The following is a 20,897-nucleotide window of genomic DNA, read 5'->3' as shown; positions in this document are numbered from 1 at the left end:
AGAGTGGAGAGTGGAGAGTGGAGAGTGGAGAGTGGAGAGTGGAGAGTGGAGAGTGGAGAGTGGAGAGTGGAGAGTGGAGAGTGGAGAGTGGAGAGTGGAGAGTGGAGAGTGGAGAGTGGAGAGTGGAGAGTGGAGAGTGGAGAGTGGAGAGTGGAGAGTGGAGAGTGGAGCCGGGGAAATAGTTGACAGAATGGACTTGATGGACAAAATGAACACCTTTTCTCTTCTCTTTTGTCCATGGAGTCCACTTGGTCTATTCCGTCCTCCTTCTCCGGGAAAGACCCCTTCATCACAACGCAACAGGGCCGTCCCGGATAACCCCGGAACGGCCCTGAAGGGATGGAGAGCGGGCGTCTCCGCTCCACTCTCAACTCTCAAACCTCAACTCTCCTTAAAAGTCATAGCGGTAGCCCACGCTTCCGTTCACGGAGCTGGCTCCGTCCCGGAAGTCTGCGTTGCCGTTGACGAACACCGTTCCCTGCGTTCCCACAGGCACGCTCAGGCCCGCTCCGATTTGAAGCGCGGTCGTTCCCACCTTCGCTCCCCTCACCGTTTGCGTGTAGCCGGGGTTGGCCAGGAAGCCCACTCCCGTCTCGCCGCGGCGGTCTCCCATGTCCTGGGCCACGTTGGCTCGCAATTCCACCAGCGCCTCACGTCCGAAGAGGTTGCTGCCCGCCAGTCCCATCCAGCGGCCGCCAAGCGCCACCGTCCCCGTCGTCCATTCCTGCTTGCCTACATTCAGACCCGCGTTTCCGGCTCCCGTTTCCGTGTAACCATCCATGCTTGTCCTGACCACAGAGGCGTTGAGCAGCGGCTGGAAGATGCTGCTCTTGTCTTCATTCAGGTAGACGTCGTAGGTGAGTTCATACATCGCCCCAAAGCCCCATCCGTTGGTGTTGCCCTGCGTGCTGTAGCTGCCTTCTCCGTAGTTGACCGTCCGGTTGAGCTTGGCGTCGTTCCACCCGCCCGTCAGGATGAGCGTGTGGGCCCATCTCTTGCTCTGGTAGCGACCGAAGAGGTTGGCGTAGTAGCTGTCCAGGTGGCCGTCGGCCGTGTCCGCCGCGCTGGCCGTCAGGTCCCCGTAGTTGGCCGTGAAGGCCGCTCCCATCGTGAAGTGGTCGCTGAGGTCCACGTCCATGCCGACGGTTCCGCCCCAGGTGGTGAGCTGGTAGCCGCTTTCATCCCCCTTGGTGTCCAGCTTGCTGTAGGAGCCCGTTCCTTCCATCCACATGTGGAAGTAGGGGAGGTCTTCGTTGATGTAGGCAGGGTTGACACCCATCAGCGTGGTGCGGTTCCTGATCCATCCCATCTGGTCTCGCAAGGCGTCTTTCTGGGCCGTTCCCAGAGCGTTGACCGTGCTGCCTGCGGCGGCGGCCAGCTTGCGGGTGGCGGAGTTCATGTCTCCGTTTTCCATATCCCGTGCAATGGAGTCGGAAACCAGGTAGAGATTGGAGGTCTGGTCTTCCGCAATGAGCCACTTGCTTGCATCCAGCAGCACTCCCCCGGAGGTGGAGTTATGGGTGGTGGAGGCGTCCAGGTAGGGATTCTCCGTACGTTCGTCTCCCCGCAGGAAGATGTTGCTTCCTTCCGCCTCCAGGCGCAGGTTGTAGAGCAGAGAGAGGAATCCGGCGGTGAGTGTGTAGCCGCTTCCCAGCGTAGCCGTGGTGCCGTCCGCCCCTTCCAGCAGAACAAGGTCCAGCCTGCGGTCATTTGCGCTGAAGGAGGTGGAGGTATTGTAGAGGTTGACGGCGGCATCTCCCACGCTGACGGTTCCGGTGGAGGATACGGCGGTGCCCAGGCCGGAGGTGGAGCCCGCATTCATGTAGATGTTCAGCGTGGAGCCATTGCCCATGCTGAAATCCCCGCTGGTCTTCAGATGGGGCATTCCCGTGTCGGAAACCAGGTTCAGGGAGGCTCCGGCGCCTGTATCCACCTGTCCGTAGGTCAGGTCGTCCCCCTTGAGAACCAGGGTGCCTCCGTTGATGGAAAGGTTGACGTCCGCGGAGCCGGGGCCGGTGAAGGTTTGCGTGCCGGTTCCGTTTTTACGGATGGTGCCCGCGCCCTGGAAGTCTCCGGAGAAGAGCGCCGTGGCATTGTTCAGCTCAAGCGTTCCTCCGTTGAGGTTCACGGTGCCGTCTCCCGCCAGGCCGCCCAGGCTGAGCGTGCCGTCCACCGTGGTGGAGGCTCCGTCCCGGAGGGCCAGCGTGGTGTCATTGCTGATGGAGCCGCCCGCCGCCAGGGAGAAGACGCTGCCATTGCCGCTGACGGTGAACGTTCCGTTCCCTGTGACGGCTGCGGCAAGCGCCGTGGAGGAAAGAACGGTCAGTTCAGAGCCTTTCCCCAGTCCAATGGACGAGCCCGCGCCCGTGGCCAGGCTGTTGGCCGCGGCCGCGGCGTTTTCTCCGAGGGTCAGCAAGCCGTTTACGTCAAGCGCCTCCATGGCGCTGCCTTTTCCGGTCAGGTTCAGGACGGCGTCCTGCGCCACCGCGGCATGCGCCGTCGTCAGCTTCCCGCCGATGCTCAGGACGCCTTCCGCCACATCCAGATAACTTGTCCGGACGTTTCCGCCAATGTTCATGGCATACCCGGCGCCTTCCTTGCGGATGGCGGCGTCTCCTTCAATGGAGCCCTGGTAGGTGGAATCCGTGATGTCTCCGGTATTGGTCAGGACGACGGTCAGGTCGGTATTGGTCCCTGTGTTGATCATGGCGGTGGAGAGCGCGCCTTCCAGATTGTTCAGGTGAAGCTCCTGCGTTCCGGTCATGTCTATATTGATGACCCCGTTGTTGTGGATGCCCGCCAGAGCTTCCACAATGTCCTTGTTGCCGTCCTGAAGGGTGAGGGGGGCGTCCCCCGCGTTCTGCACCAGCCATCCGGCGGCGGGAGCTCCGTCCCGTGGGGACAGCACCAGGGAACCTCCCCTGGACGTGACGCCGGAGCCGAAGATGGAGTCAAAAATATGGTAGGGCGTGTCAAAGTCCACCGTGGTTCCTTCTTCCAGATTAAGCGTGCCGTTGGTGATGCGGATGGAGGCGTTGTTCAGGTCCGCCAGAAGGGCCGCTACCGCGTCATCCGTCAGTTGGAGCAGCAGGTTTCCGGAAAGGGTGACGGTGCCGTCCGCGGCAGTGGAGAAGGAGAATATCTCTCCGCTGCCGCCTCCCACCATGGCTGAAGAGATGCCCAGCGTGCTGCCGGACAGGGAGATGTTCCCGCCCCCGATGTCCGTGACATGCGTGGCCTGGTCACCCGTGCGGCTGGCCGCCCCCTGGAAGGATTTAAGGTTGCTGCCGGACATGCCGCCCATGGAAACGGCGGTGGGCTCCCGCCCGGGAGTGTCCTGCCGGATGGAGACGTTTCCTCGGGCGTTCTGCGCTCCCGCCAGGGAGCCGTAACCCAGGAAGATGTCTCCGGCCAGGGCCGCTCCGTTCATGTTCAGGAGGCCGCCGTTGACGGTGGTGTCCCCGGTGTAATTGCTTCCCGCGCCGATGGAGAGCGTTCCGTCCCCTTCCTTGACCAGGGGGCCTTCCCCTCCCACGTTTCCGTTGAAGGTGATGTCCGTTCCGTTGGTGTCAATGGTATTGGCGGTCCCCGATTTCAGGGTAACGGTGTTGGAGGCCACGTTCTGCTCCCATTGCTCCGTGGCCCGGATGGTGACGTTGTTAAGCTCCAGAACCGTGTTGGCGTTGAGGTTCAAGCCTCCGGCCCCCAGCTCCGCGACGGTGTCCTTGTTGCCGTCTCCCGTGCCGCCGCCCAGAATGAGCGTTCCGGCCTGGGTGCTTTTGATTCCGCGGGCCGCTATGCCGGCGCCGGAGAGCTGGAGCTTCCGGTCCGCGTTGCCGTTGGTGCGGAACGTCAATACATGGCCGTTGCCGATGATGTCCCCGGAGATGATGGAAGTGCCCGGGCTGTAAACAATGACGCTGGCGTCAGCGGACAGGGTAACGTTGCCCGTCATGGTAACGCCGTCCATGCGCAGTGCTCCGTTTCTGTCATTTCCCGTCCCGGTGCCTGTCCCGGCAATCGTGAAATCCTGTGCCCAGGTTCCGCCGCTCATGTAAAGGTGCGTGCCCGCTTCCACCCTGATTTTTGAGTTGGCATTCAGATTGGAGCCGTTGGCCCCCTTGAAGCGCAGATTGCCGCGTAGCACCAGTTCCCCCTCAAATCCATTGAAGATGGCATTATTGATATTGGTTTCATCCTGTCCCGTATTATTCAGGATGACTGTTCCCATGCCTGTCACGGCATTCGTGAACAGGGAGCCGTCCTGGCCGCCGCCGCTGGCGATGGCGTACAGCAGGGTTCCGTTTTCCTGCACCTCAATGCCTCCGGTTCCCAGGCCCGTCCGGGTTCCGTAGTTAAAGGACAGCGTGCCTCCCGTGATTTGCGTGCCTCCCGTGTAGGTATTGGCTGCGTTTTCAATGACGAGCGTGCCGTCTCCGGCCTTGACTAGTTTTCCGGCGGAACCGTCCGCCGTATCTGACAGGATGCCGGCCAGGGTGGCCGTGCCGTCTCCGGCTACGGTAAAGAGCCCGTCGCCCGTCATGGAGATGTTATTGGCAAGGGTGACGGAATGATTCAGGATGAGCCCGGTGCCCGCGGCCATGGTGATGCCTCCCGTGCCCAGGGCCTGGGCGTTGTTAAGCGCAATGCTGCCTTTAAGGAGCTCCGTTCCTCCGGTATAGGAGTTGGCCGTGTTGATCGTCAGGGTGCCGTCTGCATTCATCGTCAGCATTCCGCTACCCGTGATGGAGCCGCTGCCGCCAAAAACATAGCCGTCCGCCGTGACCGTCATGGAACCGGGGCTGACATTGCCGGAAATGGTAACATCGCGTTTGTCCGCCGTGGCGGTCCCGTCAAAGGTAACGTGGTCCCCCGTGTAGAATTTGTTGTCATCGCTCCCGGTAATGTTCCAGGGGGAATCGGCCCCCGTTCCTCCCCCGGTGGTCCAGATGCCTTCTCCGGCGCCGTTCCAGGCAAGATGGCCGTTTTCTCCCTTGTTCGTTATGTTCAGGACCAGGGACTTGCCGTCACCGGACACGGCAATGCTGCCGGAAGCCCCCCGGTTGAGACCAAGGAAATGAAGTTCCCCGTTATTGATGAAGCTTCCTGTAGCGGTGGTGAACAAGGTGTATTCGTTCTCCGTGGAGGTGGAAAGGTCAATGTTGAAGGACAGGCCGCCCACTTCAACGGCGGCCGCTCCCGTGTAGGTAAGCTGGTCGTGCTCCGCTCCATTGATGTCCATGTAGACATTCACCCCGGTGCCGAAAGCCAGGGAAGAGGCGCTGACATTGGAGATCGTCCCCGTGCCCCCCAGGTTCAGGGAACCTCCCGTGACGCTGACGTTTCCGGCTGTATAGTCTCCCGCGGCATTGCCAAGCTGCAATATTCCCTCCGAGGAAGTGATGCTGCCGTTGTTGACTCCCGCAAAGACGAAGGTTCCCGCTCCGGATTTGACCAGGCTGACGTTGTCCCCAATAGTTCCCGTAAAGGTATTGAGGTCTGCCTTTTGCTTCAGGTTCAGCGTGGTTGTGGTGTTTCCGTCTCCGTTAACCGTGCCGGTGAGGGCCCCCTGGCCGTTCAGGCCGGCAATGGTGGCGGTATTCTCCGCATTGTTGATGGACAGGGTGCTGTTGGCAAGCAGCAGGTTGACGGTGGCATTCTTCAGGGCATCCTGATGAAGGAGAATGACGGAGCGTCCTACGGCTGTTCTGTCCGCCGCAGATGTAGCGGACCCCAGGTTAAAGGTTCCGGTGAAATTTTCCCCGGAAGCGGCAAGGTTCAGGATGCGATCGTTATTGTTGCCGATGTCGCCGGTGGCCTGTACAAGAAATTGCAGCGTTCCTTCACCGGAGAGCCCCTGGGTTTCAACGAAAATAGGGCGGTTCCAGCCGGAGATCCAATCGGTGACGTCTTCGGCGGAGTTCCCTATCCGGACGCCTCCGCTGATCAGGTACGGTTTGCTGTCGTTAATGTTTGCACTGAAGAACTGGATGGCGGAACCGTGGGCGAGAGTAATCAGTTTGTTGAACCGGAAAGCGGCGTTTCCACCTCCATTCAGGTTAAGGATACCTCCGTTTTCTATGCTGACGGCAAAGTTGAAATTCAGCGTGGCATTTGACGTCTGGTTCAGCTGGACGGTTCCTTTTACGATATGGAGCAGCCCTGTAAAGTCGTCGCTCAGGCTGGAGCTGTTGCCGATAACCATGTTATTGGCGCCGGTTTTTCTCAATTCCCCGCTTCCGCTGATTTTTGCCCCAGTGTAATTGACGGCTGCACGGGTTGTGTCGAAGTTCAGGCACCCTGCGTTGATGGTAAGGTTTTTATTGAAATCACCCGCATTGAAGGCAAGCGTGAGGGTTCCCTCGCCGTCTTTGACATAGGAATACTTGGTGCGCGCAAAAGCTGACCATGTGACGTCATTTCCGTTGGTGTCAATGCGTATGGTATCCTTGCCGGAGGCCGCGCTGTTCATATTGCTGGAGATGTCTGTGGTGACGCCCTCCCCGTATTTGACGGTTCCACCGCCCCAGCTGATTTTTCCTGTTCCCAGTACGCCGTCCGCGCCCAGTTCCAGAACGCCTCCGTTCAGGTTGATGGTGCCGGAGAAGCCGGGATTGAGCGTTTCAAGCCTCAGCGTGGAAGTTCCGGATTTGGTGAGGGGGCCGTTCCCGGCCAGGGTTCCGTCCCCTTTCAGCGTGTAACTGGTGGTGTCCGAATTGAAGGTGAGCCCTGCCGGCGTCACTGTCCCGGAAAGGAGCACCTCCACAAGGTCCTGCCCGTCAATAGTTCCAAAAATGACGGTATCCGCATCCGTGTAAACCGCATTGTCCGCCCATGGGGAATCGTCCGGCGTTCCGTTCAGGGTCCATACATTATTGCCGGCTGTTCCTGCCCAGGCCAGCTCGGCTGCCGTGGCGGAAGGAGGGAGAGAAAGGCTGGCGAGGAGAGCCGCCAAGAGTGTCATAGGCAAATGCAGTTTCATGACAAAGAGTGTTGGAGTGTTTGTATCTTGTTGATTATAAATATGTAATACCAATTCTGGTATTTTGTTCTAATTAACCTATAGAATTGGCATATTAGTGTCAATCTGTTTTTTCAACGGATGGCGGGCATCGGATTCGTAATCCGGAGAAGGGCTTCATGTTTGAATCAAAAAGAGTTATGCCGAACAAACTTTTTAGCGAAGAACGGGATTGTCCCGTTTTTCCGGGGGCTGGCACAGAAAGAAAGGAGATTTTTCTTCCTCATGCCGGATAGGGGAGGGAGTCATGAGGTGCTCATACACAAAGTATTGTTTCCTTGGACGGCTTTGACCGCTTGAAATAAAAAAATCTATTTTGTGAAATTTTTTATATCGTTAAAAATATGAACGGATTACGAATCCGATGAAAATAAATAAGTTGATAATTTGTTCATTATAAATTGCTTAAAATGAGTTCTCAAGTGAAGAAACACTTTAATAATGGCAAAAATACAGCCCGGCTCTCCACGGTGTTCCCCCTTGGGAAGGAAAGAGGCTTCTTTCCCCTGTCCCGCTTGTTGCGGTTAGCTGGATGGATCTTTTCCGCACGGAAAATTTTCTGAAAGAGGAAAGAAAATATTTTGCCGCCTCCTATTAAAAATTGTTATAAATAACAATAAATTTGAATTATTGGTAATTTTGTTTTTCTGAATTCAAGAGAAATTAAAAACCGGGAGACGAATGGCTCCGGAGTGATGTAGACGGGAAACCGTTTTCTTTCACGGACGGTTTTTCAAACGGCAAGACGTTGAAGAAAAAATATTTAAACGGTTCAGCGGCGGCAGAACTGTCTGCGGCCGGGGGTGTCATCCTGCACGTTTTTCAGGGAAAGAGGAAAAGCAGACCCGCATCATTGGTGTTGTTTTCCTGCGGAAAATGGAGTTCCCAGGGGAGAGCCCGGCTTCTTTCTCCCGGAAACCATGAGACAGGTGGAAACGGCGATAATCAGCAGCTCCAGTAAAAAAGACCAGTGCAGCAGGAAGTTCAGCCACCAGGGATGATGCTGCGCCGGAACGTTGGCCAGAGCGTAAAGCCGCATGGACCACGGAGCCAGGAGGGGAATATCTCCCACAATGCAGTCCAGGAGAAGGTGCAGGAATCCGCTCGTGGAAAAGACGAGCATCCATGTTCCGCCCGCGCTCCGTGGTTTGATCCGGCTGACGCCCCATGCAAGGAGCATCAGCGCGAGCCAGACGGAAGGATAATGCGTCCAGTAGGAATGATGGTGGTGCTGGCGCGCGTCAAGGGTATGGAAATAAAACAGGTCCAGGTCCGGGGCAATCGCCCCCAACAGGGCGGCCGTCATGACCGCCTTCCTTGCCGGAGGGCGGGAACGGATGGCTTTTGCCAGAAGATAGCCTGCGGGCAGATGGGCGATGAACATGGCCGTTCAATAGGGGAAAGGCGGTTGCAAACGGGCAGCCCGGTGCGGATTATCTGGAAAAAGGTTTTCTCATCCAGTCAAAGAATAGCTCCCCGTCTCCGCCGCCACGGAAGAATAGACTGCTCCAACAACGCCGGGTGAAGGATTCTCCCGGAGGAGGGACGGTTTCTTAATCCGGCTTTCTCCCGCTTCCAGGAAGATTCTGTGAATGCGCAGGCCCGGCAGATACCAGGACGGCTCGTTTGGTTGGGTGTAAGTGGTTTCCCGTCCGACTTGATGTTCTTCCCGATTCCGCATGTCCGTGTAATGCTTAAGGACGTTTTTTCATCAGAGGTGTTTTTCCGGTCCCGGTATACTCTGCGCTGGCGGGAATGGTTTCGGAAAATCGCGGAATGGCTGGCGGCCTGCACACAAGGAGGCAAGGGAGGGAGATCAATTTTCCACAGGGGAGGGGAGAAAGTTGAGAAAAAACGGGGAGGCTGAACTTTCTCAGCCTCCCCGTTGGAGAGAGGGGTTATTTGCCGGATTTGCCCAGCTTGTATCCGGCGTAGGTTTCCGTATTGTACAGGGGCTGGTTTTCCGGAACGGCATAGCCGATGGCTTTGCGGATGGCGAGGAAGTCATCAACGCCTTCAGGTCCCACCTGGTTCAGGGGGGCCTTGTGCAGGCCGGCCATCAGCACCATGCGGCAGTAGGCGTCCGCGTTCTCCATGAACCATTCCGCTTCCTCCACGTCGCGGGCCCCGGCGATCACGCCGTGGTTTTCCATGAAGACCACGGTGGACTGTTTGGCCGCTTCCGCCACGGCTTGCGCCGTTTCCGGAGAACCGGGCGTTCCATAGGGAGCCAGCGGTATGTGGCCCAGGAAGATGTCCGCTTCCGGGTTGATGCCGGAGGGGGGAACCTGCCCGGCGAACAGGAAGGCATTGCAGTGCGGGGGGTGGGCGTGGATGCAGGCGTTGACCCCCACGGATTTCATCATGGCGATGTGCGTCTTCACCTCGCTGGTGGAGGGGCGGATGCCCGCCTTCTGGCGCGCGTCCATGTCCACCATGCAGATGTCTTCCACGGTCATGAAGCCCTTGGAGCACAGGGTGGGGGAGCAGAGCAGCAGGTTCTGCGCCACGCGCACGGAAATGTTGCCTCCGTTGCCGTCCACATATTCGCGGTTCCACAGGCGGCGGCCTATGTCGCACATGCGTTCCTTGATCACCAGGATTTCCGGGGAGTGGAAGAATTCATTCACTTCCTCCCGGGTGACGGGATTATATTTTTCCCACGGGAACACCTTGTCCGGGAGGGGAGGGGAGATTGACCAGTCTTCTGACATATATAGTTGTGTGTTAGTGATTGAGATTTTCGTAGGCGGCCTCCTGGGGCCCCGGCATGTATGTCCGGTAGGTGATGCTGAAGGCGTCCCTGGCTTCTTCCGGCGTAGAGTACACCCCGGCGCCCGCAAAGGCAAACATGGATGCGCCCAGCACGGTACTTTCAGATACTTCAGAGACCTTCACGGGAATCCGGAGGATGTCCGCGCGCATCTGGGTCCAGACGCTGTTTCTGGCGCCTCCGCCCACCAGAATAAGGAATTCGCTTTTGAAGCCGCCCACGGATTCCAGGCGGCGCAGGCGGGATTTCAGACGCCAGGTGAGCGCCTCCATGGCGGCGCGGTAGATGTGGCCGCGCGTCCTGCCCAGCACCAGGCCGTTGATGGAACCTTTCCGGTTTCCGGAGGCCAGGAAGTCCGGGACCATCGTCACGCCGTCGCAGCCGGGGGGGATGAGGGCTGCTTCCGCATCCATGGTATCGTACGTTTCACCATGGAAGCAGGCGGCTTTTACCCATTCAATGATTCCGGAGCCGAGCCATTGCAGGCCGGGGTTCAGAAGGCCCGGCTCCGCGTCAAATTCCGCCGTGGCTCCGTCCGCGTAATCTTCCGGAGTCAGCCGGGCCTGCGCGGAACGCGCCATCAGGATTTCCCAGGTGCCGGAGGAGAGAACCGGCTGGTCCCGGTCCGCGCCGGAACCGAAGATGGCGAACTGGGTGTCATGCCCTGCGGAGATGACGGGAACGCCCGCCAGGGCGGGGATGCCCATGGATGCCGCCGCTTCCGGCATGAGAACGCCGATGGTTTCTCCCGCGTCCACGGAGGGGGGGAAGAGGTCCCGGCGCAGGCCGAGACGGTCCAGAATGAAGGGGGAGAAGTCTCCCGTTTCCAGGTCAGTAAGCTGGGAGGTCCCGGCCATGGTCCGGTCCGTCGCCATGATGCCGGTGAGCTTGTACGCCAGCAGGTTGGAGATGAAGAGCCACGCATGGGCCTTTTCCAGCAGCTCCGGGCGGTTTTCCTTGAGCCAGACAAGCTTGTAGATGGTGTTGAAGGCAAAGGCGCCCACGCCGGAGATCCGGTCAAGCTCCTCCTGGGAGATGTACTTGCCGATGTGTTTCATGACCTCCGCCGTGCGGGGGCATTTCCAGGAAATGACCGGGTAAAGCTGCCGCCCTTCCGCATCCACCAGCGCGCCGTCCACGCCGAAGGTGGTGACGGTTACCGCCCGCACCTTGTCCGCGTCCAGCCCGTTCAGGGCCTGCACGGCGCATTCGGAAAGCTGCTGGAAAATCCGGTCCGCGTCCCAGACATGGAACTCCGGATTTTCCTCACCGGGCAGCGTGGCGTTCGGCTGGGAGGCCTTTCCCGCGATCACGCCTTGTTCATCCACCACCATCGCGCGCACGTTCGTCGCGCCGCAGTCCAAGCAGAGAGAATACATGAGTTAAGAGTGAATAGTTAAAAGTTAATAGGTATCGGGGGGTGCTTTTTGAGCTGTTTTGTTAATGGAAACGAGCATTTTAAGGATTTCCGTGCAGTCCTGGTTGATAGAGGAGTATTCCGGTTCCGTCAGGCTCCCGGTGGCATGCAGCAGTTTAAGCCAGGTATGCGTCTCGGAACATTCCTTCAGGGCAATGCGGGCTTTGGAAAAGAAGTCCCTTCTGCTGCTCCCGTAAACAGCTTCGGATAAATTGGCAGCAATGCTCGTACCGGAACGTATGAGCTGGCTAAGCAGTTCCCGCTCAACATCCTGCTTTTTCAAGTGCCTGCATAATTGAATAATGCGGACCGCGAAGGAAAAGCTTTTAGCGGAAACGAGACTTTCTGCCATGTTTTATCCGAAGCTGTTAACTATTACCTATTAACTGTTACCTTCCGTTTTCAGTATTTTCCGTATAATGGCCCATAGTTGGAACAGGCGCGGAAATCGGCGCCTTCCGGGTCTGCGGTGCCGTGGAGGCCCCAGGCGGAGGGACGGTAGATCTGGTCGTCCGGAATGTTGTGGGCGTATACGGGGATGCGCAGCATGGAGGCCAGCGTCAGGATGTCCGCGCCGATGTGGCCGTACGTGAAGGCTCCGTGGTTGGCGCCCATGTTGGCCATGACGCTGTAGACGTCCGTGAAGGCTCCCTTGCCGGTCAGGCGCGGGGCGAACCAGGTGGTGGGCCAGCCCGGATCGGTACGTTCATCCAGCGTCTTGTGCACCTTGGCAGGCAGGTCCACGGACCAGCCTTCCGCCACGATGAGGACGGGACCCAGGCCCTTGACGATGTTCAGGCGCATCATGGTGACGGGGGCTCCGCCCTGGGTGACGTAGTGGACGGAGTAGCCGCCGCCGCGGAAGTATTCCCGGTTGGCCGGGCACCAGACGGCTTGTTCCATCATGGTTTTCGCGTCGTCCGGGGTGACGTCCCAGTGCTTCTTCATGACGGGCTTGCCGTCCTTGTCCGTGCAGGCCATGCAGCCGTCCAGGGCCGCGGAGCCGGAGTTGATGAGGTGGATGATGCCGTCCTTGGCGTGGCCTTCCAGCTTGTAGCCCGTGACGCGCTTCACGGCTTCAGGGCTCCAGTAGGTGCGCACGTCCGCAAAGACGTTGGCCTGCCCGGTAAGCAGGTAGCCGAAGAGGAGGCAGGCCCCGTTCAGGGAATCGTTCTCCGTGGCGAAGGGCATCGGCGCGCGCGGGCCGTTCCAGTCAAAGGTGGAGTTGAGCAGGGTTTCCGCAATGTCTCCGTTCGGGTAGAAGTCCGTCCAGTGGCGCTGGCCCTGAAAGCCGCCGGCAATGGCCTGGTAGCCCAGGGATTCTTCTTCGCGGTCGATTTTCTTGAGCTTGGGGTTGCCCTGCATCATGTCCCGGAAGATCATGGCCATCAGCACGCTTTCCTTGAAGGTCTTGCGGCGTCCGGCTTCGTCCAGCTTCAAGTCCGGGCGGTTCTTGTCTTCCGCAAACTTGAAGACGGCGTCCGCCCATTCCATGGCGAGGTCGAATTCCGCTTCATCGTAAATCTTCTGGTCCATCCGGCGGCGCACTTCCGTCATGTCCACGGCCTGCACGCGGATGCCCAGGTAGTTTTCCCAGAAGGACTGGTCCACAATGGAGCCGGCAATGCCCATGGAGCAGCCGCCGATGGAGAGGTACCCCTTGCCGCGGAGGGTGGCTACGGCCAGGCCGGCGCGGCAGAAGCGCAGGATTTTTTCAGCCACGTCTTCCGGAATGGAGGTATCGCCGGCGTCCTGGACGTCTTTTCCGTAAATGGAAAAGGCGGGGAAGCCCTTCTGGTTCAGGCCCGCCAGGGCGGCGGCCAGGTACACGGCTCCGGGGCGTTCCGTGCCGTTGAAGCCCCAGATGGCCTTGGGGGTGAAGGGGTCCATGTCAAACGTCTCGCTGCCGTAGCACCAGCAGGGCGTGACGGCCAGGGAGACGCCCACGTTGTTGGCCTTGAATTTGTCCGCACAGGCGGCGGCTTCCGCCGGACCGCCGATGCAGGTGTCTGCGATGACGCACTTGACGGGTTCTCCGGAGGCGTGGCGGATGTTGGCCTCAATGAGGGCCGCGGCCGCCTTGGCCATGTTCATGGTTTGGTCTTCCAGGGATTCCCGGACGCCGAGGCGGCGCCCGTCAATCGTGGGGCGGATACCGATGGTTGGTAATGCTGTTTTCATATCTTGCGTAGGTGATGTGAAGAGGGGGTCATGCCTGGGCAGGCGCTTCTTCTTCCTTTTTCAGATGGGTGTTCCGGAAGAAGAAGCCGTAGATTAGTACCACGGCAAAGCAGATGATGGGAATAAAGAAGGATGACCGTACCGCTTTTTCCACAAAGTTTTCCTGGGCCGTCTGGAATTGCTTCATGTCCAGGGGATGGGCGATCAGGTCATTCAGCACGTTCGCCTGGCCTCCGGAAAGCGTGGTCAGCGCCGGAATCAGGGAGAATTGCTGGATCTGCTGCTCCCGGTCCGCGGGGGCGGGCAGGCGGTCCAGGTTGGCCTTGAAGACCGCCAGTTCCTCGGGCTTCAGCCCGGAGCAGCCGGGCAGGGATTTGGCCGCCTGGTCAAAGGCTTCCCCGTCCAGGGTATGGAGGGAAAGGAAAGTGTCCAGGTTTTTCTGGAACTTGGCGGCAGCTTTGGCTTCTTCCTCTCCCTCGGAGGGATTCGCTTCCGACATTTTGTAAAGGGCCAGCATGGCTCCGGAGACGGACTTGCGGGAGTCCGCCGCTTCCGCCTGCGCAATCAGGGGGCGGTCAATGGATTCAAAGTAGGCCACCTGGTTTTTCACCGTGGTGTTGTCAATGCAGGAACCCATGTACGGGGTGATGACCGCGCCGCCCAGAATGGCCATGATGAGGCCTGCGGCGCCCAGCTTCACTTCGGAACCCAGCCCGCGCAGGGCGATGCCGTAAATGGTGGGGAACATCAGGGACATGCAGCCGGAAATGCCCACCAGCGTCCAGACGGAGATTTCCTTGGGCAGGTACATGGTGCCCAGGCAGCAGAGGATGCCCGCAATGGCGAAGAGGGACATCATGTTGGCCGGGTTGAACTTTTTCATCAGGGCCGTGGTGATGGCGCGGCAGGCAATGAACAGGACGATGGAGAAGATGTAGTAATTGGAGGCCGCCGCTTCCTGCATGCCGGGGAAGACGGACATGATGTACTTGATGGTCCATGTCCAGACGGCGATCTGCACGCCCACATAGAAGAACTGGGCCACCACGCCGCAGAAGTAGCGCGGCAGCTTCACCAGCTTCATGAGCTGGCAGCGGTAGTCCGGCATGATGAGCAGGAAGGCGATGGGCCCCACCATCATGATCAGGATCTGCTGCACCATGCTGAATTCAAAGGTGGAATAGTACTGGAACAGGAAGGGGATGAGGATGAAGGCGACGCAGAGGCCCAGGCGGCCGAGCTTGGAGGAAAGGGGCTGCGTGTTTTCCTGGGTGGGCACGCTTTCGTCGTCGGACTTGTAGCGGCAGAAGAAGAACCAGATGACGGCGGCGATGGCCACCAGGCCCACATACGGAACGCACACCCAGAAGAGTTCGTCGCTGACGATGGCGTTCAACTGTTCCGGGTCCATGGCCTTGCGGGTATCCATGTCCGCGTCATTCAAGTGCGCGAGGATGAAGTATTTGGCCAGGAAAATGCCCGTCAGGGAGCCGATGGGGTTGAAGGCCTGGGCGAAGTTCAGGCGGCGTACGCTCGTCTCCTGGGACCCCATGGAAAGGACGAACGGGTTGCAGGTGGTTTCCAGGATGGAGAGGCCGCCCGCCAGGACGAAGATGGCTATCAGGTAAATGTCAAAACTTTGCCCGATGGCGGCGGGAATGTAGCACAGCGCGCCGATCATATAGAAGCCCAGGCCGATGAGCACGCCTGCCTTGTAGGAGAATTCCTCCAGCAGGATGGAGGCGAAAATGGCAAGCACCGCATACGCCCCGTAAAAGGAGATTTGCACCCCAGCGGATTCAGACGCATTAATCATGAATATCTTGCTGAACGCCGGAACCAGGTTGTCCGTCATGTTGTTCAGCAGGCCCCACAGCGCAAAACAGGAGACCAGCATGAAGAACGGCAGCCGGTATTGTTTGGGAACGATCGGCACGGTAGAGGTACGGTTGTTGTCCATATTGCTTTTCTCAATCTCTCATACGGAAGGCGACGCGTCAATTTGGAAACGGGGAAGAAGTTGGGATTCTGATTCTTTTCCATGCACCCGGACAGCCGCTTCAAATTTTTCCTATGCTTTTGGCCATAGGTAAGCGATTGACTTCTGAGCGGTTCCATGGCGCCTGCGGGAGATGCGTTTCCACATTCCGCTGAAAATCCGGGGGTGAATCCTTGTTGAACGGCGGCATTGCACCGGATGGACGCCTGCGGGCCGGAGACACGGTTTTGCGGAAAGGGAGTTTTCTCCACTGTTTCTTCAGGGGGGAGCTTGGCGCATGGGAACAGGAGAGGAAGCAAGGAGGAATTGACCGGAAAAGGATCGCATGGGACCGGCGGAAGGGCTTCTGTGGGGAAAATCCATGTTTTCAGATTAATTATTGATTGTTTTTTAATAAATCATACTATGGCAGGTGAAACTTTAATGTTATGGAAAAATCAAGCGATATAAAAAACAAGGCCGTAGAGGAGCGGAAAGATGTTCAGAACGAACTGTCTGTTGAGGATCTGAAAAAGGGGGATGTCCTGCTGTTCTCCGTGCTTCAGGGGGATACCATTTCTTCTCTGATCGGATTGCTGACGGGATCCGATGTAAGCCATGCCGCCCTTTATGCCGATGAGGAGAAGGAAACCTTGCTTGAAGCTACCGGAGAACATCCTGTCCTGGAAAATCCGGCCCGGCAAAGGTTTGCAGGGCGTACCATCCACGTTTACAGAAACAGGAATCTTCCCTCGCTGGAGCCGGTTGTTGAAACAGGCAGGAAATACCTGCAGCAGAAGCTGCCGTATGGAGGTATTTATATGCTGGGGCTTCTTCTGATCACTTCCAAATACTCCAGGTTCCGTTGGGACCGGGAGACGGCGGCAGCCGCCGTCTGCCTGCTGGCGTCCACTTACCAGGTACTGCGGTCCCTGCTGGAAGGCAGCCATCCAACAGCATTTTGCTCGCAATTTGTAGCGAAGTGTTATGAAGAAGCCGGCGAGCCGTATCAGTTGCATTACAAGCAGCCGGTTATTCCTCTGGATGCTGCCACCGGGCCGGAAGAGCAGTCTCTTTTGTCGAAAGCCCTTGAAGAAATGGAGTCCGGAGAATGGGACGTTCCAAATGTCCCGGACGGGGATGAGAAGGATTTCATGATGCAGGGGAAGGCTGAAAATGTTTTCGATCCGGAGAAGCACGGCGCCATCCTGTTGCGGGCCGGGAGGGATGCCATGGCGGCGGAGTTGGAAAACCGCGAATTTCTGTGTTCTTCATTCAAGGAAAAAATAGAGCTTGTCATGTGGACGGCACGAGTGGCGTACGTCTGGTATTGCCTTGTCACTCACAAGAAAGACTGGAAAAGCCTGTGGAGCCGGCAGGCCCAGAAAGAAGCCCTTCTCTGGCTCAATGAACATCGCTCCTCCTTCATTGCTCCGTCTGATTTCAAGAATACCGAGGAACTGGCCTGTGAAGGCTGCATTGCCGGAACCGGCCATTAAGACCATTCCATATATCCCTGGGGCTTTCCAGGCATGGCCGTGGTCCCTCTTCGGTCATTGCGGCTGCCGCCTTGACCGTCTCCCGCAGAAATTTTATCCGGAAAGAAAGAGGGCGGGCCTTCTGCTTGACTCTTGTTGACGGAATGTTTAAGCAGGGGAGTATGAAGAAATTCATTCTCCCCTGCTGTCTTTTCCTGATTTTTCCTTTTGCCTCTCCTGCCGTAGAAAATCCGGTGGCCGTTCTCCCGGCTTCCGGCGATAAGCAGGAGACTCCCCTTTCCTCTGGAGAACTGCTGTCAGACCATGTGGCGGAGGCGGAGTTTACCGGGATTATTCACCGGAAATGCAGGTTCCTTACTTCCCTGTGTCCGGACAAGTGCGACCACGCCAAGGATTTCGCCGCTTTCCGGATCATCAAGTATCTGGATTACCGGAAACCCGGCAAGTACGGGGATGAAAAGCAGGAACAGCTGATGATTGACGTTAATCCCGCCCACAAGCCCATCCTGCAGGGCGCGGACATCCTGAAACAGGTAGCTGCGCTGAAACCGGGGGACAAGGTGGTCCTTCACTGGTCCCATTACTACATGCACAAGGATTCCAGTTCCTTCCCGGAACGCCCTGTAATTTCCATAGAGCCGGCTGCTTCTTCCGGTGAGGAAGCGAAGGATTGAGGACTGGTCTTTCTACAAGCTTTTCAGGCTAGACTGGACGCAACGGAAAAGGGTGTGGTAGGAAACAGGCTGGCAATGACGCGGGCTTGAGCAAGATTGCTCCGGGCTGCCGCGTATTGTCCTGCGAAACACACCATAAATACGATGCGTTTACCTTTGAATAAATTAACGGGACTTGCCCTGCTGTGCGCCCTGGGCATGTCTATTCCCGCAGCCTTGGGCACGGAAAGTTTTGAGCAATCCAAACGCGGCAAGTTCACCACTCTCTCCACCAAGTACGGCCCCATGACCTGCCGGGACGGCGTGGCGGAAATCGGGGGAGGGGGAAAATCCGGAAAATCCTCCCTGCGGATGTTCGGCGGACAGGATACGGAACTGAAGCTGGACTTGAAGGATACGCCCTCCAGGGAGGTCCGTCTGTCTGCCTGGGCGGAGCGCTGGACCGGACAGGCTCCCTTTGAATTTTCCATTGTGGCCGTAGGCCCCCAGGGAGAAAAGAAGATCTATGACGGCAAGGATATCAGGACGGGCGGCTTCAATACCAAGATAGAAGCCCGCGTCCCCGCCGGAACGCGTTCCCTGGTGTTCAAGCTGACATCTCCGGACAACAAGGGGATGAAGCTGGACGACCTGTTCATCGTGCCCTGCATTCCCATGAAGGTGAATCCGCAGGTGGAGATGGCTTCTTCCACCTATCCGGTGATGGTGCGCATTCCATGCAGTCCCGTGCTTTCCCTGAATGTTCAGACGGAGGGGTGCCTGAATCCGCAGTATCTGACGGCCGTGAATCTGGATTTTACGGGCACGACGAAGCTTTCCGACATTGAATCCGTGACCGTGATGCGGGGGGAAGAAGCTCCGCCCATCCACCACGGGGAGGACCCGTTCCCGAAGGACGCTTCCCAGGTGCTGGGCACGGTAAAGCTTTCCGGCTCCGCCAAGCCCCAGATTTCCGTGAAGGGAAAGCTGGAGCTGGAACCCGGAGACAATCACCTGTGGGCTTGCGTGACGATGAAGAAAGGCGCGTCCCTGGACGGCAAAGTTGTGGTGCGTCCGGCGAGCGTCGTGGCGGGGAACAAGCTGATGAAGGTGGCGAATGCCGCTCCCGTGGCGCAGCGCATCGGCGTGGCCGTAGTGAAGCACGGGGATTTCAATTCCAAGTTCTACCGCATTCCCGGCCTGGACCGTTCCAGGAAAGGAACCCTGCTGGCCGTGTACGACATCCGTTACAATCATTCCGGCGACCTTCCGGCCAACATTGACGTGGGCGTGAGCCGCTCCACGGACGGCGGCCGCACCTGGTCCGACGTCAAAATAGCCATGGATGATTCCAAGATTGATCCCTCCCTGGGAGCAACCAAGGGCGTGGGGGACCCGGCCATTCTGGTGGATGAAAAGACGGGCCGCATCTGGGTGGCCGCCATCTGGAGCCACAAGCATTCCATCTGGGGCAGCAAGTCCGGAGACAATTCCCCGGAAGCCTGCGGCCAGCTGGTGCTGGCGTACAGCGATGACGACGGCCTTACCTGGTCCAAGCCCATCAACATTACGGAACAGACCAAGGACAAGGACTGGCGCATCCTGTTCAACGGCCCCGGCAACGGCATCTGCATGAAGGACGGCACGCTGGTCTTCGCCGCCCAGTACTGGGACGGCAAGGGGGTGCCGTGGTCCACCATCGTTTATTCCAAGGACCGGGGCAAAACCTGGCACTGCGGCACGGGCGTCAACGAGCAGACGACGGAAGCCCAGGTGATTGAGCTGAAAGACGGCTCCATCATGATCAATGCCCGCTGCAACTGGGGCGGCTCCCGCGTGGTGGGCGTCACGAAGGACCTGGGCAAGACCTGGGAGAAACATCCCACCAACCGCACTCCCCAGTTGAGGGAACCCGTCTGCCAGGGCAGCCTGCTGGCAGTGGACGGAGTGCCGGGCGCGGGCAGGGTGGTCCTGTTCTCCAACCCCAACACCACCTCCGGGCGTTCCCACATGACCCTGAAGGCCTCCACGGATGACGCCGGCTCCTGGCCGGAGGACAAGTGGCTCCTTTACGATGCCCGCAACGGCTGGGGGTATTCCTGCCTGGCTCCTGTGGATAAAAACCACGTGGGCGTTCTGTATGAATCCCAGGGAGCGTTGAACTTCCTGAAAATCCCGTACAGGGATGTGCTGAACGCGGGCAGCGCGCGCTGACGTTCGGGCAAATCATTTCCGGGCCGCTTCCTTCAGGGATGCGGCCCGTTTTTGCAGGTGCGGGTCTTTGAGAAGGAAGTCCTCCGCTGCGCTTCAGAGAAATTTCAGGTAAGAAGGCCGGGAAACCGGATTATCCGGTTTCCCGGCCCTTGTAAATCAAACAAACCACGTTTCTCCCCGGCAGAAGGGAATGTCCTTGGACCGTGTACCGGTTCAGAAACCCCCGATGCCTGCGGGCCCCGCGCCCGTCTTTTGAGAGGTCACTCCAGAAAAGAAGCCAGCGCCTCCTTCAGCATGTTCCGGGCGCGGAACAGAAGGCTTTTGGTGGCCGGAATGGTCATTTCCAGCGTCCTGGCTATCTCCTCGTAAGGCATGTTTTCAAAGCGGCGGAGCTGGACGGCCAGGCGCGCCTTTTCCGGCAGGGCGGCGATGGCATCATCCACGGCCCGCTGGAGTTCGGTATGCTCCAGGGCCTCGTCCGGAGCCTGGGAGGGCTCCAGAAACACGGTCATGCCGCCTTCCTCCTCCATGGCGTCCGCGGAGGTGGTGGGCTTGCGCTTCTGGCGGCGTACTTCATTGAAGACCAGATTGCGCAGAATGGTGAACATCCAGGTGGTGAAGCGTGCGGAGGGCTCATAATTCCCCGCTCCCTTCCAGATGCGGATAAAAACCTGCTGGGCGATGTCGTCCACCTCCGGCCCGTTATTCAGCATGCGGGCCACGGTGGCGTACACGGAATTCTGGTGCCTGCGGATCAGTTGTTCCATGGCGGAGGCATCTCCATCCCTGACTCTCAGCATGAGCTGGGCGTCCTCGTCCGGTTCGGCGGATGGCATGTGTTGTGCTTCGTCCATGAAATTCCCTTGTATAAACCCCGCGGGGGGAGGAAGGTTGCATTTGGCGGCCCGGTGGCCTGTAAAAAATTTTTATCCCATTTTCCGGGAACTGACGAGCCGAAAAAAGGTCTTTCTTTTTCCGGTTTAAAGCACGGGAGGAAGGAAAACGCTTGGATGCCGCCGGATGCCGTGATACTTTCCCTCCAAGTTCGGCAGGGGTGCCAGACAATAAAGGCTGAGATTGCGCGGCGGCATGCCGTCTGCGCGGAACCCTTCAAACCTGATGCGGATAATTCCGCCGCAGGGAGTTCGATCAAGCGGGCGT

At 58.4% G+C, this 20,897-nt stretch carries 10 protein-coding genes, 1 pseudogene and 1 riboswitch; of the genes and pseudogenes, 3 read left to right on the top strand and 8 right to left on the bottom strand.

The window, feature by feature from the left end:
• Window positions 1-391: 391 nt before the first annotated feature.
• The 7 genes and pseudogenes from ABGM91_RS11080 to ABGM91_RS11050 all read right to left on the bottom strand — a co-directional run.
• Window positions 392-6,964, bottom strand: a complete 6,573-nt coding sequence (locus ABGM91_RS11080) for an autotransporter domain-containing protein (RefSeq protein ID WP_354834865.1) — start codon at window positions 6,962-6,964, stop codon at window positions 392-394.
• 907 nt (window positions 6,965-7,871) lie between these two features.
• A complete protein-coding gene (locus ABGM91_RS11075) occupies window positions 7,872-8,405 on the bottom strand; it encodes a metal-dependent hydrolase (protein WP_354832327.1) in 534 nt (177 codons plus the stop codon).
• Window positions 8,406-8,919: 514 nt separating this feature from the next.
• Complete coding sequence (locus ABGM91_RS11070; RefSeq protein WP_290566575.1) at window positions 8,920-9,735, bottom strand: class II aldolase/adducin family protein; 816 nt, start codon at window positions 9,733-9,735, stop codon at window positions 8,920-8,922.
• 13 nt (window positions 9,736-9,748) lie between these two features.
• The gene (fucK, locus tag ABGM91_RS11065) at window positions 9,749-11,173 is read right to left on the bottom strand and encodes an L-fuculokinase (RefSeq protein WP_354832325.1); all 1,425 of its coding nucleotides are present in this window, start codon (window positions 11,171-11,173) and stop codon (window positions 9,749-9,751) included.
• 24 nt (window positions 11,174-11,197) lie between these two features.
• Window positions 11,198-11,563, bottom strand: coding sequence for a four helix bundle protein (locus tag ABGM91_RS11060; protein ID WP_215428156.1), 366 nt, complete (start codon window positions 11,561-11,563; stop codon window positions 11,198-11,200).
• Between the two features lie 50 nt (window positions 11,564-11,613).
• A complete protein-coding gene (locus ABGM91_RS11055) occupies window positions 11,614-13,392 on the bottom strand; it encodes an L-fucose isomerase (protein WP_354832323.1) in 1,779 nt (592 codons plus the stop codon).
• A gap of 619 nt (window positions 13,393-14,011) precedes the next feature.
• A pseudogene (locus ABGM91_RS11050) lies at window positions 14,012-15,352 on the bottom strand (sugar MFS transporter); the annotation flags it as partial.
• 467 nt (window positions 15,353-15,819) lie between these two features.
• Here ABGM91_RS11050 and ABGM91_RS11045 point away from each other — a divergent pair.
• The 3 genes from ABGM91_RS11045 to ABGM91_RS11035 all read left to right on the top strand — a co-directional run bounded on the left by ABGM91_RS11045 (window position 15,820) and on the right by ABGM91_RS11035 (window position 19,736).
• Window positions 15,820-16,869 (top strand): hypothetical protein, encoded by a 1,050-nt coding sequence (locus ABGM91_RS11045; protein WP_354832321.1) that lies wholly within the window; start codon window positions 15,820-15,822, stop codon window positions 16,867-16,869.
• Window positions 16,870-17,030: 161 nt separating this feature from the next.
• Window positions 17,031-17,543: a hypothetical protein gene (locus ABGM91_RS11040; protein ID WP_290566570.1), complete on the top strand. Its 513-nt coding sequence runs from the start codon at window positions 17,031-17,033 to the stop codon at window positions 17,541-17,543.
• Window positions 17,544-17,687: 144 nt separating this feature from the next.
• Window positions 17,688-19,736 carry a sialidase family protein gene (locus ABGM91_RS11035; protein WP_354832318.1) on the top strand — a complete coding sequence of 683 codons (2,049 nt, stop codon included), beginning with the start codon at window positions 17,688-17,690 and terminating at the stop codon, window positions 19,734-19,736.
• Between the two features lie 260 nt (window positions 19,737-19,996).
• Here ABGM91_RS11035 and ABGM91_RS11030 read toward each other — a convergent pair whose 3' ends face one another.
• On the bottom strand, window positions 19,997-20,590 hold the full coding sequence (locus ABGM91_RS11030) for a sigma-70 family RNA polymerase sigma factor (RefSeq protein WP_354832316.1): 594 nt from the start codon (window positions 20,588-20,590) through the stop codon (window positions 19,997-19,999).
• A 186-nt stretch (window positions 20,591-20,776) separates the two neighbouring features.
• A riboswitch (TPP riboswitch) is annotated at window positions 20,777-20,897 on the top strand.

The sequence above is a fragment of the Akkermansia muciniphila genome (genome assembly GCF_040616545.1).
GTDB lineage: Bacteria > Verrucomicrobiota > Verrucomicrobiia > Verrucomicrobiales > Akkermansiaceae > Akkermansia > Akkermansia muciniphila_E.
This window is presented reverse-complemented; position numbering and strand designations above follow the sequence as displayed.

What these genes read in the sequence shown, in the direction of transcription:
- ABGM91_RS11080 (WP_354834865.1), bottom strand. Translation starts at nt 6,964, where the DNA reads ATGACACTCTTGGCGGCTCTCCTCGCCAGCCTTTCTCTCCCTCCTTCC.
- ABGM91_RS11075 (WP_354832327.1), bottom strand. Translation starts at nt 8,405, where the DNA reads ATGTTCATCGCCCATCTGCCCGCAGGCTATCTTCTGGCAAAAGCCATC.
- ABGM91_RS11070 (WP_290566575.1), bottom strand. Translation starts at nt 9,735, where the DNA reads ATGTCAGAAGACTGGTCAATCTCCCCTCCCCTCCCGGACAAGGTGTTC.
- fucK (WP_354832325.1), bottom strand. Translation starts at nt 11,173, where the DNA reads ATGTATTCTCTCTGCTTGGACTGCGGCGCGACGAACGTGCGCGCGATG.
- ABGM91_RS11060 (WP_215428156.1), bottom strand. Translation starts at nt 11,563, where the DNA reads ATGGCAGAAAGTCTCGTTTCCGCTAAAAGCTTTTCCTTCGCGGTCCGC.
- ABGM91_RS11055 (WP_354832323.1), bottom strand. Translation starts at nt 13,392, where the DNA reads ATGAAAACAGCATTACCAACCATCGGTATCCGCCCCACGATTGACGGG.
- ABGM91_RS11045 (WP_354832321.1), top strand. Translation starts at nt 15,820, where the DNA reads ATGGAAAAATCAAGCGATATAAAAAACAAGGCCGTAGAGGAGCGGAAA.
- ABGM91_RS11040 (WP_290566570.1), top strand. Translation starts at nt 17,031, where the DNA reads ATGAAGAAATTCATTCTCCCCTGCTGTCTTTTCCTGATTTTTCCTTTT.
- ABGM91_RS11035 (WP_354832318.1), top strand. Translation starts at nt 17,688, where the DNA reads ATGCGTTTACCTTTGAATAAATTAACGGGACTTGCCCTGCTGTGCGCC.
- ABGM91_RS11030 (WP_354832316.1), bottom strand. Translation starts at nt 20,590, where the DNA reads ATGGACGAAGCACAACACATGCCATCCGCCGAACCGGACGAGGACGCC.